Source organism: Tannerella forsythia, from assembly GCF_001006485.1.
Lineage (GTDB): Bacteria > Bacteroidota > Bacteroidia > Bacteroidales > Tannerellaceae > Tannerella > Tannerella forsythia.
In genome coordinates, this window is sequence record NZ_JUET01000134.1 from 96,470 (window position 1) to 111,478 (window position 15,009).

At 47.8% G+C, this 15,009-nt stretch carries 14 protein-coding genes; 11 read left to right on the forward strand and 3 right to left on the reverse strand.

The window, feature by feature from the left end:
- Window positions 1–8: 8 nt before the first annotated feature.
- Window positions 9–1,892 (forward strand): RagB/SusD family nutrient uptake outer membrane protein, encoded by a 1,884-nt coding sequence (locus Tanf_RS12940; RefSeq protein ID WP_014226096.1) that lies wholly within the window; start codon window positions 9–11, stop codon window positions 1,890–1,892.
- A gap of 210 nt (window positions 1,893–2,102) precedes the next feature.
- On the opposite strand, the gene Tanf_RS12945 is transcribed toward Tanf_RS12940, so the two are convergent.
- From Tanf_RS12945 to kbl, 3 genes are all read right to left on the reverse strand, one after another.
- Window positions 2,103–2,954 (reverse strand): GNAT family N-acetyltransferase, encoded by an 852-nt coding sequence (locus Tanf_RS12945; protein ID WP_080948649.1) that lies wholly within the window; start codon window positions 2,952–2,954, stop codon window positions 2,103–2,105.
- Complete coding sequence (locus Tanf_RS12950) at window positions 2,951–3,862, reverse strand: DUF2156 domain-containing protein (RefSeq protein WP_046826140.1); 912 nt, start codon at window positions 3,860–3,862, stop codon at window positions 2,951–2,953. The genes Tanf_RS12945 and Tanf_RS12950 overlap by 4 nt, the downstream gene beginning before the upstream one ends.
- A gap of 107 nt (window positions 3,863–3,969) precedes the next feature.
- Window positions 3,970–5,160, reverse strand: a complete 1,191-nt coding sequence (gene kbl, locus Tanf_RS12955; protein ID WP_046826141.1) for a glycine C-acetyltransferase — start codon at window positions 5,158–5,160, stop codon at window positions 3,970–3,972.
- Window positions 5,161–5,527: 367 nt separating this feature from the next.
- On the opposite strand from kbl, the gene Tanf_RS12960 reads away from it, so the two are divergent.
- From Tanf_RS12960 to Tanf_RS13005, 10 genes are all read left to right on the forward strand, one after another.
- Complete coding sequence (locus tag Tanf_RS12960) at window positions 5,528–6,049, forward strand: RNA polymerase sigma factor (RefSeq protein WP_014226100.1); 522 nt, start codon at window positions 5,528–5,530, stop codon at window positions 6,047–6,049.
- A gap of 20 nt (window positions 6,050–6,069) precedes the next feature.
- Window positions 6,070–7,383 carry an outer membrane beta-barrel protein gene (locus Tanf_RS12965; protein ID WP_046826142.1) on the forward strand — a complete coding sequence of 438 codons (1,314 nt, stop codon included), beginning with the start codon at window positions 6,070–6,072 and terminating at the stop codon, window positions 7,381–7,383.
- Between the two features lie 66 nt (window positions 7,384–7,449).
- A complete protein-coding gene (locus tag Tanf_RS12970) occupies window positions 7,450–8,241 on the forward strand; it encodes a BFO_2992 family lipoprotein (protein WP_041590934.1) in 792 nt (263 codons plus the stop codon).
- A gap of 270 nt (window positions 8,242–8,511) precedes the next feature.
- Window positions 8,512–9,078, forward strand: a complete 567-nt coding sequence (locus Tanf_RS12975) for a YIP1 family protein (RefSeq protein WP_014226104.1) — start codon at window positions 8,512–8,514, stop codon at window positions 9,076–9,078.
- 12 nt (window positions 9,079–9,090) lie between these two features.
- Window positions 9,091–9,555, forward strand: a complete 465-nt coding sequence (gene smpB, locus Tanf_RS12980) for an SsrA-binding protein SmpB (RefSeq protein WP_014226105.1) — start codon at window positions 9,091–9,093, stop codon at window positions 9,553–9,555.
- 3 nt (window positions 9,556–9,558) lie between these two features.
- The gene (locus Tanf_RS12985) at window positions 9,559–10,518 is read left to right on the forward strand and encodes a nucleoside recognition domain-containing protein (RefSeq protein WP_046826143.1); all 960 of its coding nucleotides are present in this window, start codon (window positions 9,559–9,561) and stop codon (window positions 10,516–10,518) included.
- Between the two features lie 140 nt (window positions 10,519–10,658).
- Entirely contained in the window at window positions 10,659–11,978 is a 1,320-nt protein-coding gene (locus Tanf_RS12990) for a T9SS type A sorting domain-containing protein (RefSeq protein WP_046826144.1), read from the forward strand.
- A gap of 192 nt (window positions 11,979–12,170) precedes the next feature.
- Window positions 12,171–12,836: an inorganic pyrophosphatase gene (locus Tanf_RS12995; RefSeq protein WP_014226109.1), complete on the forward strand. Its 666-nt coding sequence runs from the start codon at window positions 12,171–12,173 to the stop codon at window positions 12,834–12,836.
- A 237-nt stretch (window positions 12,837–13,073) separates the two neighbouring features.
- Window positions 13,074–13,652 carry a hypothetical protein gene (locus tag Tanf_RS13000; protein WP_140230643.1) on the forward strand — a complete coding sequence of 193 codons (579 nt, stop codon included), beginning with the start codon at window positions 13,074–13,076 and terminating at the stop codon, window positions 13,650–13,652.
- Between the two features lie 123 nt (window positions 13,653–13,775).
- Window positions 13,776–14,939 (forward strand): sensor histidine kinase, encoded by a 1,164-nt coding sequence (locus Tanf_RS13005; RefSeq protein ID WP_046826145.1) that lies wholly within the window; start codon window positions 13,776–13,778, stop codon window positions 14,937–14,939.
- Window positions 14,940–15,009: the final 70 nt, after the last annotated feature.

Sequence of the window (15,009 nt, forward strand, 5' to 3'; positions counted from 1 at the left end):
GATTATTTATGAAGACAAGAAAGAATATCATCATGATCATAGCTGCATCTGCGTTATTCGCACTGCCCTCATGCTCCGATTTTATGGACCTCAAACCAACGACGGAGTATCTGAAAGAGCAGGTATTTGAAGATGCGGCAACGACACAGTCGCTGATCAATACGATTTATGACTACGTGATCGACGCAGCCAGAGAGCATACGACTAACGGTTTGACGGACGATGCTTATTTTACGCATAATAAGGGGCAGATCGCTGTAAACGAAGCGACGTGCTCCGCCAGCGATTTGCAATGGTATGGCAGAGGCGACTGTCCGTTTAACTGGTCACAGACGTACAAGGGCATTTATTACGCGAACCTCGTGTTGGAGAATATCGATAAGGTTCCGGAAAAGGCGGGTTTCGATCTGAAGCAAATGAAAGGCGAGACACGTTTTCTGCGCGCATACATGTATACGAACCTCGTGCGTGGTATCGGCGGAGTGCCGATTGTCGATAAAACCGTCAGCGATTATACGAAGACGGAAGAGATGCAGATAGCCCGCAGCAGCATCGGCGATTGCCTCGACTTTATCCTCAAAGACTTGGACGAAGCGATTGCGTCGTTACCGACTACGGCTCCGCTCGGACGCGCCACGAAATGGGCGGCAGTAAGCCTCAAAGCACGTATCTGCCTCCATATCGCCAGCCCACTCTACGCCGACCGCATCATCAACAAACTTGATGTGAACCAGTATCATGGCGATCGGGAAGCGCTCTACCGGAAAGCGCTGGAAGCAGCGAAGGAGGTGATCGACAGTAAGGCGTTCAAGCTGATCGACTGTAACGCCCCGACTGTAGCCGAAATTGCAGACAAATATCATAAAATAACGACGACGAATAACAATGAGTTGATTTTTACCAAACAATTCGCTTCGTCGAAAATAACGAATCAGGTGAATAAACAACACGGTCCTAACGGTTATCATAACTGGTCGGGAACTACACCGACGCAGGACTTCGTGATGCATTTCGAGATGGAAGACGGATCGCTTAATAATACCCTGACGAAGGTGGGCGACCATCAGGTAGGCAATCCGTACAACGGACGCGAACCGCGCTTCTATGCCTGCATCGGGTACGATGGCGCCGTCTGGGGGCGAAAGCGTGCGGCCGATGGATACGCCCTCGATCCCACCCCTCTGGGAAATCTGCAATGCGGAACATATGAACTGAACGACGGCACAGACGTTACGGTCAACCTGCCCGACGGAGAAAAAGTGAAATTCAAAGGGATTTATGGCTGTGACACACGTCAGGGACCGATCGAAGACTGGAACGGCTCATGGACATCGTATTACGAAAAGAAGATGATCGATACCTCGATCGATGCCGCCAACTATCCGCAGCTCTGTCCTTATCCGTACATTCGTCTGGCAGAGATGTATCTCATTGCCGCCGAGGCCTGCACCGAGCTGAATCAATTGGATGAAGCGGCAGCCTTCCTCGACGTGCTCCGCGCCCGTACAGGTCGCCCCGACACCAAAGCGACGCTTAACATACGTAAAAAATCCTTCGATCAAGCGGCGATGCGCGAGTTTCTCCGCCATGAACGACGCACGGAGCTTTTCATGGAAGATTCGCGGTACTATGACATCCGCCGCTGGATGATCGGCGAAGAGTGCGGCAATAAAACACTGTGCGGTATGATCGTGTTCGCGCGTCTGAAGAACGGCAAAACGGCTAAACGCCCGTATATCTACAACGAAAGTACGTGGGATTACCATTATTATGTGCGCGATCTCTCGTTTCGCGAGAAACGCAAATGGGATAACAAGATGTATTTCGCCCCCATCAAACGAGACGAAATAAACCGAAACACCAAACTGGTACAAAACCCCGGACAAGATTAATCTCATGACCGAAAAGCACGACAGCCATGCTGTCCGTGCCATCAAACAATGCACGGACAGTCTGGTATGACAAAGAAGAAACCGAGTAAAAACCCTGAACCTTTGTATCCATTTTTTTTTGGGGGGAGGAGAGAAAATTCTCCCCCCCTTCGTATTGAATTGTCTATGGAAACAGGTGGAAGCTTTCAGATAACCCCACAGATAATATCATCAATCCAGCATTAGCGACATAAAAACACGCTGCAAATCGGACGGCTCAACCGTTTCATCAAGCGGACAAGCAAGGCCATAAGGCTGCGCATTCCGTCCGGTCAAATACGGTACGCGAACGAAGGCCGTCTGTGCATGATGACGAATCAAGATATACCTTATCAACGCATCCTTAACAGCCGGATCGTCGTACAATATCTCTTTGATCAAAACATCCGTAGAGGATTCGGGAGCTTCGAACGCCATGCCAACAGGGCGCTCCCCATCGAGAGCTACCCAAACATGACCGCCATCGGCAAGGCAGTCGAGGCGGATCGTTTCGAAATCGGCAGCATCGTGAAGAACAGCACATCGGCGGCGCCGCTGGGTAAGATCGAAATATGCGTCATACGTTTTTTCGGGACAAGGTATGATTCGACAGGTATCCGTCTGCTCCATCCGGTCGGCCACATAGTACTCTACACCCACGTTAATCGGCACAGTATATCCGTAGCGTCTGTAAACCTCAAACAGCCAAGGCTCGGCGGGGATAAGCATCGAAAGGGCAAACCCTCGCTTTCGCATCGCGTGCATCGCTTCCCGTAGCAAGACTTTCATGTACCCTTTGCCCCGTTCCGAAGGATGCGTACAGACCCCGCACACATATGCACAAGGCAGGATGGCAGAGTTGATCTTTACCCCATACGGGACGGCCTGCAACATGGCGACGACTCCCCGACCCTCCTGTTCAATGACGAATGTATTTTCCGGCTGATAAACCCGATCAAAGAACATCCGCACATATTCGTCCGAATCATGAAAGACCGTTTGCCAGAGGATCTCCAACTGCCTTCGCCTGTCAGTTAAATTCATCGCCTTTTGATTGCCCCGTTCTTTTCGAGCAGGATCACCGGATTATACGACAGCTTTGACTGACGCAGCCCCGGAATGCCCAAATCTTCCTCCCGGTTGATATAAACGTATTGTTCGGGAATATGTAACGCAAATTCCTGATTGATGAGGCTGAAAATGCCTTCGTAGTTCGTATCGGCCTTTTCGACATGCACTCCGAATGTCTGATAATTAATCGGCGAGCCATACGTAAACGCCACGATTTCCCCTTCAACCATGATCGCACCTCCGAGCAGCTCCAACTCTTTGAAATGGTGCATGGCAAACGTCATGGAACGATGCTCGTTCGACAGTTCGTCCGTATTCTCCCCATTCTCGTTCGCCCGTACCCACCTCCGTTCAAGCTCCATACATTGCGGAACGATTTCGGGCGTGATAGGGATATACGTATATTCATACTGCTTCTTGAATTTGTTGATATGATTACGTTTAGCCTGCCATTTCTTGCCTTTCAGCGTCTGAAGGTCTTCACGCAAATAGATATAGTCGAAATAGTCTCGCTCGGTAACGTATGCGAATTCGTTCGGAAACAGTTCTTCCAACTTTTTCCGGGCTTCGGAAGTCACCCCGAGGATGAGCAGCGGATGTCCTTCTCCCATCATCTCGTAAGAATCTTTTTCGAGTGCTTCCACAGCCTGTCTTAAGTCCCCGTTCCCGACAGGGAACATATAGGCCATACGCTTCGGATCTTTCTCTTCGATATAAAAACGTATAAGAAGACATCCTTCGAAAACAGCATATTCGCTTTCGTACAGAAACCTCCAGCTGCACATGTTCGAAAAGGCAAAATCGCAATTCTGAAACGCAGAAGGATAGGTGAAAGACGTTATAAGCTCTTTGTCCTCAATACAGATCGGTTTAAATACCATACAAAATATTTACGGTTCATCAATACGGCCAGTCCTTCGTCCTATTCATTCCGGCTCCTTTCGAACACTCATTTTCCTGACCTGATCGGAATCGAAGCAGCTTATTGTTATTTAACGACGTTGAGCGCTTTGCCGACCTTAATAAATGCACGGATCGCCTTGTCGAGATGTTCTTTTTCATGACCGGCCGACAGTTGAACACGGATGCGCGCCTGCTCTTTCGGCACGACCGGATAATAAAATCCCGTCACGTAAATGCCTTCCTCCTGCATACGTTGTGCGAACACCTGCGACAGCTTCGCATCGTATAGCATCACGGCGCAGATCGCCGATTGCGTCGGTTTGATATCGAAGCCCGCCTGCAGCATGCTGTCGCGGAAGTAAGTCACGTTTTCGGCCAACTTCGTATGCAACGCGTCACTTTCTTTGAGCATCTTAAACATCTCGATGCTTGCCCCGACGATAGCCGGCGCCAGCGAATTGGAGAACAGATACGGACGCGAACGCTGACGCAACAGGTCTATAATTTCTTTCCGACCGGTCGTAAAGCCGCCCATGGCACCTCCGAAAGCCTTACCAAGCGTGCCGGTGAAGATATCGATCCGGCCGTAAGCTCCGAACTGTTCGGCCACTCCGCGCCCCGTCGGCCCGACCACTCCTGCCGAGTGAGACTCGTCGACCATCACCAGCGCGTCATATTTCTCTGCCAGATCGCAAATCTTATCCATCGGCGCCACGTTGCCGTCCATCGAGAAGACCCCGTCGGTGGCGATGATGCGGAACCGCTGTGCCTGTGCTTCCTTCAGACAACGCTCAAGGTCGTCCATATCGGCATTGGCATAACGATAACGTTTGGCTTTGCAAAGACGCACACCGTCGATAATCGAGGCATGGTTCAGCGCATCCGATATAATCGCATCGTCTTCGCCGAGCAACGGTTCGAAAAGCCCGCCGTTCGCGTCGAAACAAGAGCTGTAAAGAATCGTATCTTCCGTTCTGAAATACTCGGATACCTCAGCTTCGAGCTGCTTGTGCAAATCTTGCGTACCGCAGATAAAACGAACGGACGACATGCCGTACCCACGATGATCCATCGCCTTTTTAGCCGCTTCGATAAGGCGCGAATGATCCGAGAGGCCAAGATAATTGTTCGCACAGAAGTTCAGCACTTCTTCTCCTTCATTCACGCGAATATCCGCCTTCTGGGGCGTCTTGATAATCCGTTCCTTCTTGTATAATCCCGCCGATTCGATATCAGCCAATTCCTGTTGCAGGAAAGATTGAAATTTTCCGTACATAACTGTTTGAATTTTATGAGCATTTTATTGCGACAAAAGTAGTCATTTTTTTAGAATACGAATTTCTCTTACCTAATATTTCAACATCGAACGTATAGAATAGAATTATAGAATCGTATAGAATAGAATTATAGAATATAGACCGACAGACAACTCTCCGCTCCGGCACATTCCGAAACAAAGACAACACATTTTTCAACAAATCGTCAAATAAGGAGTCATAAATGATCGTATCATCCACTTAGCTGAGTTTCACGATTTATATTATTTTTGCCGGAAAAAAGAAGACGACCGTGCAACGTTTCTATCGGAAATTGCATCATGGGAGATGGATAACGGTTGCAAACGTTGTACCGAGAACAGAATGATGAACGAAGAACAACTGATTACAGGTTGTAGAAAAGGAGATCGGACGGCTCAGAAAGAGTTGTATGAATTATATTCCCCCCGAATGCTGGGGGTCTGTCTGCGCTACATCGGCGACAGGGAAACTGCACGCGATGTATTGCAAGACGGCTTTGTAAAAGTCTTTTCATCTTTCGGGGGATATAAGGGAGAAGGCCCTTTGGGGGCATGGATACGCCGAATATTCGTTAACGAATCGCTGGAACATCTGCGGCGCAAAACAAATGTTTACCGCAACACGGTCGACATTGACAGCATTGCAGATTATTCGACCAACGAAGAAACGGCTGTTTCAAAACTTTCGGCCGACGACCTGATGCACTTGATCCAAAGCCTCCCGAACAGTCTGCGTGCGGTATTCAACCTTTTTGCAATCGAAGGATATTCGCATAAAGAAATAGCCGGAATGTTACACATTGAAGAGAGCACGTCGCGCTCACAATATATGCGCGCACGACGTTGGTTACAGAACAGAATAAAATAGTAAAAAGAAGAAACAGGTATATGGAAAAGCGGGATAAATGGGAAGAAGCGATTCGGGCAAAACTGGAACACTTTGAATCAACACCGGACCCGAGCGACTGGGAGGCGATTGCCCACCGTCTATCGGATAAAACACCGGTCATCAGGATGAAATCGCAACGATGGGCTTATTGGGCAGCCGCAGCTATCGTGTTGCTGCTGCTACTTGGCGGCGGCTACCGACTATGGTTTCAGGAGGAGCAAGACACCGTGATCGCAGACGTGCAGAAAAGTACCGGTCGGGAAATATCCGTATCTCCGATAAAACCACAAGCAGACAAGGCCGGTGCGCAGGCCGCGACAGAGAGGACGGATGAAAATCCGGTGTCGACGGCCACCCACCGGCTATCACTTATGCGTAAAGACAAAGACCTGACCGCACAAGCAACATTTACTGCACCGAAAGCCCCCCCAAAAAGCCTCTATCCCACACCTGAAGAAACTGATAAATCCCCCGAAACAACACCGGTAGAAAAATACGCGCAGGAGGAGCGACCGATTGCCGTGCAAGATCGTCGGCCAGACGACATACCAGCACAGAAGACTGCCTCTGAGAGCCGACAGAGTGACAATGAACGGCCGTTCATTGCAGATGCTTCTCCCCGGCCATCACATCGCACAACGGTAAAACGCCGTTGGGGATTCGGGATGGGAGGCGGAAGTCTTTCGACCGGTAGTTATTCCACCGCTGACGGAGCAAACCTTTTCGCAAACAGTATCATGAATCGTGATCTGCCCGCTTATTCGGAACTAAAATCCTTTGATCGCAGCGAGAAGATGAACAAAATCGATGTATCGCATAAGCGGCCGCTCTCGTTTGGGATAGGAGTCAGCTACCGGCTCTCCGACCGGTGGGCTCTGCAAAGCGGTGTGACCTACACATACATGACATCGACTTGGCGCACAGAAGCCATTCGGCAAGGCAAGGCTAAACAAAGGCTACATTTTATCGGGGTGCCGCTGGGCGTAAATTACAAGATTGCCGAGTGGCAGCGTGTACGCTTTTATGCGGGTGCCGGCACCATGGTCGAATGGAATGTGGCCGGCAGTATTGATACCGATTATTATTACGGAAACGAGATGGTCAATACACAACATGCCTCGGTTCGGATAAAGGAATGGCAATGGTCGGTCAATGCCCGCACGGGAGCAAGTTATCCGTTGTTCCGCTACTTGAGCGCCTACGTCGAAGGCAATGCGAATTATTACTTCGATAACGGAAGTGCGATAGAGACGATTCGTTCGGAGAAACCTTTTTACGTATCTTTGCAAGCCGGAGTTCGGATAGGATTTTAAAGAGAAAAAGAGGAATAAACATAAAAAATATGACATTTATTAATCAGATAAAAAAAAAGAAAAAAGATGAAACAATTTAATTGGTGCGCTGTAGCTTTGACAGCGACGGTAATGTTAACATCCTGTCTGGATGGAGGAAGTAACAGTCAGTCGGGCACGACCGTAGGCGTTGTGCGAATCGATACGAAAACGATGAAACATGTGTTAGATAACTCTACGCCTATCGGGCCGTTTTATTCGCCGTCTTTTAAAAATGTGAAAGAAGGAGCATGTATCGTTGCATATTTCAATCTGAATTATGATGCGCCGGAAAATGCATCGAATGTCGTTAAAACAAACGGATACTATACCGTAACCGTCAGAGAAAAGGCCGAGCTGGACCAATACACGATCATGAAATTTACAGATACCGGAGCACCGGACACTGCCAAGATGCTGGAAAAAGAAGTGGCGCTCGTAAACCCGAACTATCAGATACTCGGTTATGTAAAAGGATATCTGTTTATCGGACATGCGCTTAAGCAACCCACCGATCAAAAGGACTACTGGTTCCTGACATACAATGCGGATAACATGGTAAAGGAAGAAGGCGGTGAACGAATTTACGACGTTTTCGTGCGTGCCAAAGTCAAGACGCCCGGCACCAAATCGGAAACCGATATGATGGTAGCCAATGCTTACCAGATTAAAGACTATCTGGAGACGGCTGCGCGTGATGAACAGAGCAAAGGAAACACTCGCTTTTATCTTCGTTTCAACTATGTGTCGTCTGTCAAAGACAGTAAGTTGACATGGGCGAAAGGTGAAAAAGTAGGGCCGTTTGACGTGAAATCGCTTCTGGATAAACAGAAAAGCTGATCAATATTGTTTTTGTAACTTTGAGAAAGGAGGGTGTGTCAAAACGCAATGTTTTGGGCACACCCTCCTTAGGTGTATAAGAAAGGGGGAAATTGGGGGGGGCTAAGGATGAGAGCGAGGGAGCATACTAACGTAGGTGACCGAGCTCACATTCCGCAAGCAACGAAGCAGTTCGCCCGTTATGACACCCCACCTTTTGTATTTTTATCGGGGCGAGCGCGAAGAGAATAGTCATTTTTTCCTACCTTTGCCCTTTCGAAAAGAGACCGTATGTTTAAAGAAATATTCAGTCAGCTGATCGCCGTTATCTTCAGACCTTCGGAAACATGGGAGTCGCTACGCCGGAAAGAGGAGAACACCGAAACTTTTCTCTCGCGCTTCGTGTATCCTTTGTTCGGATTGATTGCGCTTTCAGCCTTTCTCGGCGTCTTGTTTACACGCAAAGAATTCGATTTCCAGATCGCCCTGAAATCATCGATTAAAATACTGGTTGCTTCCATGGGAGGCTTTTTCCTCGGCACTCATCTGCTGAATGAACTGTGGTACAAGGTATTCAAGTATCCGCGCGACATAAAACTTATTCAGCGGTTTGTCGGTTACTCATCTTCGCTGATGTTTGTCCTCCTTATTCTACTGGCACTCTTGCCGGAGTTTATCTTTTTGTGGATGTTTATCCTCTACACTTTCTATATCGTGTGGATGGGAGCACACCCCTATATGAAAGTGAAAGAAGAAGAACAAATGAAATTTACAATACTGGCTTCAGTCATCATTGTTGGAACACCGTTTCTAATTGATCGACTGCTGTTTCTGCTTATGCCGGGACTCCGGTTTTAAACATGACATATCATGGCCAAGGAAAAGTTAAATAACAACATACTGATCAAAAACAAACGGGCAACGTTCGATTACGAACTGCTCGAAACATTTACGGCCGGCATCGTACTGACCGGCACGGAGATCAAATCTCTCCGTTTGGGAAAAGCGAGTTTAGTCGACACGTACTGCTACGTCGAACGAGGCGAAGTATGGGTCAAGAACATGAATATCTCAGAATACTTCTACGGCACGTACAATAACCACGCGGCTCGTCGCGATCGCAAGCTGCTGCTGAACAAGAAAGAGATTCGCAAGCTCCAAGCAGCCGCAAAAGATAACGGCTTTACGATCATCCCTACCCGGCTCTTTATCAACGACCGGGGGCTGGCCAAGGTGGTCATCGCCCTTGCTAAGGGAAAAAAGGAATACGACAAGCGCCAATCCATCAAGGAGCGCGACGATAAACGCGAGATGAGCCGGGTGTTTATGAAGTAATGTATGGAAACGGTCGGGCAAAGAATAGGGAGGTGCATCAGGTCGGCCATGCCCAAAGCGTGCCGAACCTGCTTCTGGCTGCTGAAAATCATTCTGCCCGTGTCTCTGCTTGTGCGACTGCTCCAATATTCGGGTATACTGGCACAAGTATCGGTCTTCCTTGAACCGGCCTTTTCCTTCATCGGTCTGCCGGGCGAAACGGCCATCATCTTCCTGACAAGTGTTTTCACTCCGTTATACGCACCGATGACCCTGATTGCTTCCATGCCTTTGACCGTCCGTGAAGTTACCCTGATTGCACTGATGTGCCTTGTTTCACACAATCTTTTGGTCGAATGCGCCGTACAAAGTAAGACCGGCTCATCGTTCACGGGGATGTTTGTGCTGCGTGTGGGGATGAGCTTTGTAATCGCATTCGCTGTACATCGTATCATGCCGTATGAAGGATATGACACGATCGTTGGCTCAGCTGCCGATACCGGTGTATGCACCTCATTGACTGACGTATTCGTTCTCTGGATCAAAAGTTCGTTGTCGATTACCCTGTTATTTTTCGTGATCGTCTCGGCCCTGATGATTCTGCATTACATCCTCGAAGAGTTCAGGTTGTTGAAAAGCCTGTCGACAGCGATGGCGCCTGTAATGATACTTTTCGGACTTCCACGAAACTGTTCGTTTCTGTGGCTCGTAGGCAACATCGTGGGGTTAAGCTACGGCAGTGCTATTATGATGGAGCAGCTGGAGGCGAATAAGATTTCGCGCCGCGATGGTAATCTATTGAACTACCACTTGGCCATTTCACATTCTCAGCTTGAAGACACCTTGATTTTCGCAGCAATCGGCGCCCCGTTTCTATGGGTCATGCTGACACGCATGGTCTTCGCGCTTCTCGTTGTATGGATCAAACGCCTGCTCACCCGTCTTCCCCGCTATCATTACGCAGATTTACCCATCAAAAAATAAACGGATGAAGAAAGACAGAAAAGAAAGAATAACTCCCGAATGGATTCAAAGCACAGAATCCTCCGAATACGATTTAATTCGGAGAAGAAATGAAAAAAGAAAAAGATACACAGTATAAACACAATCTAAATTGAAAAATAATGAAAAAGAAATGGAATATTTTATTTATATGGGCAACCTTGATGCTGAATGGAATATCAGCAGATGCCCACAATGCGAAATACTATATGTATATTCCCAATAAACAGAATGTTCCGGTTGGCGTTACGGTACCAACGGCTTTGGGTTTCGTCTTCATCCTAAAGTCAGACAAACATCCGGACTTTGCCACAGCAATCAATCGCTATTATCCGACGGCCTTCGAGCAAGCCTTCCCCAATGCAGTAACAGACTGGCTGAGGGATGTCTACCAAATTGAATGCGATAGCATCTATATGGAAAGCGACGGATTATACTCTGACAATCAGAAAAAAAACAAATACTCTATGCCATTCGACCGAATGATTACATCCCGTTTTAAAAAGATCGTACCGCTGATTACCAAATTAGGGACTCCACGTATCCCCGAAGATCCGACGGAGATAGAGGGATTCTATTTCCCACTGCTGAACGAAACAAACCGGTGGAACAACTTGAAAGAACGACACGAAGAAGGAAAGTGGACATACATATACCAATTGGAAGGCGATACGCTTATTGACGGACGGAAATACCGAAAACTTTATCATACAGTTGATAAACAAGCGAAAAATTGGCATAAACGAGGATATTTGTACGAAGATATCGGACAAAAAAAAGTATGGTACCGCCCGGCATGGGGAGATCGGGATGGGTTGCTGTACAATTTCGATGTAGCCGAAAAAGATACTTTTTATACGATGGGAAGAATATTCTATTCACTGGAAACTCCTAATACAGTGGATTGGAACTACGACTCCATCCGCCACATTGTAAAAAAGGTGGATACGGTTAAAATCAGTCATAAGGATCATCGGCGAATAACCCTCGAATCAACTCTTATCACTCCATTAGGCTCGTATCATCGATCATTTGAAAACGTATGGATAGAAGGAATCGGCAGTACAAATGGGCTTTTCAGTCTATACGTGTATTTGCCCGGCTCTCCCAGCGAGGAACTGTTGGCCTTCTATCAAGACGATAAGCTGATTTATCAATCACCGAAATACGACAATGTATTTATCTGGGAAACAGTCGGAAACAAACTGATCAGGAATGATACGCAGGTATTCGTATTGCCCGATGGGCGTACGCTACATATCGGGGACGAAGGAACAAATCGTTCGGTGAGGGTATATTCCATGCATGGAACGGAAGTTTTCCGGCAAACTGTCGCGCCTTATACCACAACCCTTGCGCTACCTGCGATTCCCTCCGGTGTATATATCATAACTGTCCGATCAGAAGGAAAAAGTATATCACAAAAAATAGTTGTAAAATAATATGCTTCTACAGATAAACAGAAGCGAGCCTGGCTGTAGCGATATATCGGATCGCTAACGTACGTAGTGAATCATTGCATGTGAGGGAGGCGGCTACCATTGAAAAACTATGCCGTTTCCCCACAAAAAAACAAAAAAACACGCAGGGATAAAAAAAAACGTTATCTTTGCGTTAACAAACATTCAAATGCTATGTATAATAAACTGAACGACACCATCACACGCTTGATGGGGCTACGCTATCGGTCACATCCGTGGCACGGCATCGAAGTGGGAAAAGAAGCGCCGCAAATTGTCACGGCTTTTATTGAAATGGTACCAACCGACACCGTCAAGTATGAATTAGACAAAGTGAATGGGTTTCTCTGCATCGACCGTCCACAGCGCTATTCGAGCGTAGTCCCGGCGCTCTATGGGTTTATCCCGCAGAGTTATTGCGGCGAGTCGTTCGCCCAACACTGCATGGAACAGATTAAACGCGAAAATATCTCCGGCGACCGCGACCCGCTCGACATCTGCATCCTGACCGAGAAAAATATTGCACACGGCGATATCATCGCCTCGGCACGCCCCATCGGCGGACTGAGGATGTTGGACGGATCGGAAGCCGATGACAAAATCATCGCTGTACTTAAAAATGACGCAACGTACAGCAATTACAATGACATCAACGAACTGCCCGACGTCGTTACGGAACGGCTCAAACACTACTTCCTGACGTATAAAGACATGCCGGGCGAGAAAAGAAGGGTCGAGATTACACATACCTACGGACGTGAGGAAGCCTGCGAGGTCATTCGGCACTGCCTCAACGACTACAAAAGCTTTCTTGAAGAGATGCACGACGTGCTGGGATAATTATGACATACGACTGACTATCGTGTCAACCTACGCTGCATCAGCATCAAAAATAGGTTGGCAATGAGCGTGATCCCAATCTGGATATGTAGCGCATTGGCGTTCTCTCCATAGAAGTATTTCAGGGGAAAGACCTGCGGGTAGCCGGGAGAATCATTCGCTATTGCTCACAAGACAAAAGTTCCATATATTTGTACCCTGTGGTCAACAAATAAAAAAAATAAAATGCAGAATGACATGAAGAAGTGGATTATGTTAATGTGTGCGTTCGTTTGCAGTCAAGCCATGGCGCAAGATGACTTCGAGTCGCTCGGAGGGGTACGTTTGGGTATGACGGACAATGAAGCGGAACAGGTTATGGCAGCGAACGGCATGAAGCAAACAGTCACGAAAGGACATCGTGTCTTTTATGAAGGAAACGAGGTAGAACTTTACGGCGTCTTTTTCAACAAGGCGTGTATCGAATATATCGAAGGTGAGGTGAGCCGAGTGACCTTCAGTCTGTTTACACCTCGCAATGGAAACACGAGCGGTGCAATGGTAGAATATGAAGACGGCAAGATCAGTCAGGTCAGAATCGATCCGTTCGGGAGGGCATCGGGCAGCACGGTCCGCAAGCTCTTCCGCATGTTGCACGAACGCCTCAGACGCGTATCGAGCAAGGTGAGCGACGAAAGCATCCGTTACCACTATCGTTACACATTCCGGACGGCTGACGGCACACAATATGTACGCGCCTTCATCGAGGAAGCTGTGCAGGGCAAAGAAGGCTATCATCTTTATCTTTCGTGTGACCGGAATAAGCATTATAAATAATCACAGGATAAACAGCACTCAAACAATGAATAAAATTATTAAACATTTTACTCTTCCGGTACGACGCATATAATAATCCATATCCTTCATCGTTTACTAACGTAGTGATACAGACGATAAGCTATGAATAATTTATATGAGTCGCGCCGGGATTTGAAATATGCTTTCATCATCGGAGCCATACTTATTGCCATCGTGTCGGTCGTGGTGTCCGATATGCTGATTCGAAAACTGGCGCGCGAAGAACGCGTACGGATGGAAATATGGACGGAAGCGTACCGCGTACTGACCACGGAAAATACGGATCAAAACCTGATGGTCGTCTTGCGTATCATCGAAAGCAACACCTCCATCCCCGTCATCTTGTGCGACGATGCCGGAAATATCCTCAGTCACCGTAATATCGATGTGCGTGGCAACGACGAAGACGCTTTTCTTAAACGAAAAGTCACCGAATTTCAGTCAAAAAATCCTCCCCTCGCCGTCGAGATCGGTCCAAACTCATACCAGTACCTCTATTACGACGATTCCATCCTCCTCAAACGGCTCTTAATGTATCCTTATGTTCAGCTCTCGGTCGTCTTTATCTTTATCCTGATCGCTTTTCTGGCATTAGCCAGCACGAAAAAAGCTGAACAAAACAAAGTGTGGGTCGGCCTCTCGAAAGAAACGGCGCACCAGCTCGGCACTCCTATCTCATCCTTGATCGCATGGATCGAATACCTCAAAACCAAAGAGGTGGACGGCGCCTACCTGCATGAAATGGAAAAAGATGTGAAACGGCTCGAAGTAATTGCCGACCGCTTCTCGAAAATCGGATCTGACCCTGCGCTTAAACTGCTCAACGTGAACGAAGCCATCCGCTCGGCCTGCGACTATATGGGCACACGTATCTCATCGAAGATACGCATCAAGACCCTATTGTCCGATCAGTCGCTGTTCGTCATGATGAACGAGTCTCTCTTCTCATGGGTGATTGAAAACCTGACGAAGAACGCCGTCGATGCCATGGAAGGACAAGGAACGATCACTATCTGCACAGGCAGCCGCAAGCAACGTGTCTGGATCGATGTGACCGACACGGGTAAAGGTATCCCAAAATCGCGCTTTCAGACCATCTTCAACCCCGGTTATACGACTAAAAAACGAGGTTGGGGATTAGGCTTGTCGCTCGTTCGCCGGATCGTAGAAACAACGCCCGGCAGCGAAATCTACGTAAAGTCATCCGAAATCGGCAAAGGCACAACGTTCCGCATCGAAATGCGTCTCCGTTCCCCCTCGAAATAAGGAATGATGCTCGGTCGATCATATTCCATGCCATGGTAAATCCGCATAAAAGCATTACAAGCGGTTTGTA

Coding starts and splice junctions, on each gene's coding strand:
- Tanf_RS13005 (WP_046826145.1), top strand. CDS start 13,776: ATGAATAATTTATATGAGTCGCGCCGGGATTTGAAATATGCTTTCATC.
- Tanf_RS12995 (WP_014226109.1), top strand. CDS start 12,171: ATGTATAATAAACTGAACGACACCATCACACGCTTGATGGGGCTACGC.
- Tanf_RS12970 (WP_041590934.1), top strand. CDS start 7,450: ATGAAACAATTTAATTGGTGCGCTGTAGCTTTGACAGCGACGGTAATG.
- kbl (WP_046826141.1), bottom strand. CDS start 5,160: ATGTACGGAAAATTTCAATCTTTCCTGCAACAGGAATTGGCTGATATC.
- Tanf_RS12940 (WP_014226096.1), top strand. CDS start 9: ATGAAGACAAGAAAGAATATCATCATGATCATAGCTGCATCTGCGTTA.
- Tanf_RS12990 (WP_046826144.1), top strand. CDS start 10,659: ATGAAAAAGAAATGGAATATTTTATTTATATGGGCAACCTTGATGCTG.
- Tanf_RS12975 (WP_014226104.1), top strand. CDS start 8,512: ATGTTTAAAGAAATATTCAGTCAGCTGATCGCCGTTATCTTCAGACCT.
- Tanf_RS12945 (WP_080948649.1), bottom strand. CDS start 2,954: ATGAATTTAACTGACAGGCGAAGGCAGTTGGAGATCCTCTGGCAAACG.
- Tanf_RS12965 (WP_046826142.1), top strand. CDS start 6,070: ATGGAAAAGCGGGATAAATGGGAAGAAGCGATTCGGGCAAAACTGGAA.
- Tanf_RS12960 (WP_014226100.1), top strand. CDS start 5,528: ATGAACGAAGAACAACTGATTACAGGTTGTAGAAAAGGAGATCGGACG.
- Tanf_RS13000 (WP_140230643.1), top strand. CDS start 13,074: ATGAAGAAGTGGATTATGTTAATGTGTGCGTTCGTTTGCAGTCAAGCC.
- smpB (WP_014226105.1), top strand. CDS start 9,091: ATGGCCAAGGAAAAGTTAAATAACAACATACTGATCAAAAACAAACGG.
- Tanf_RS12985 (WP_046826143.1), top strand. CDS start 9,559: ATGGAAACGGTCGGGCAAAGAATAGGGAGGTGCATCAGGTCGGCCATG.
- Tanf_RS12950 (WP_046826140.1), bottom strand. CDS start 3,862: ATGGTATTTAAACCGATCTGTATTGAGGACAAAGAGCTTATAACGTCT.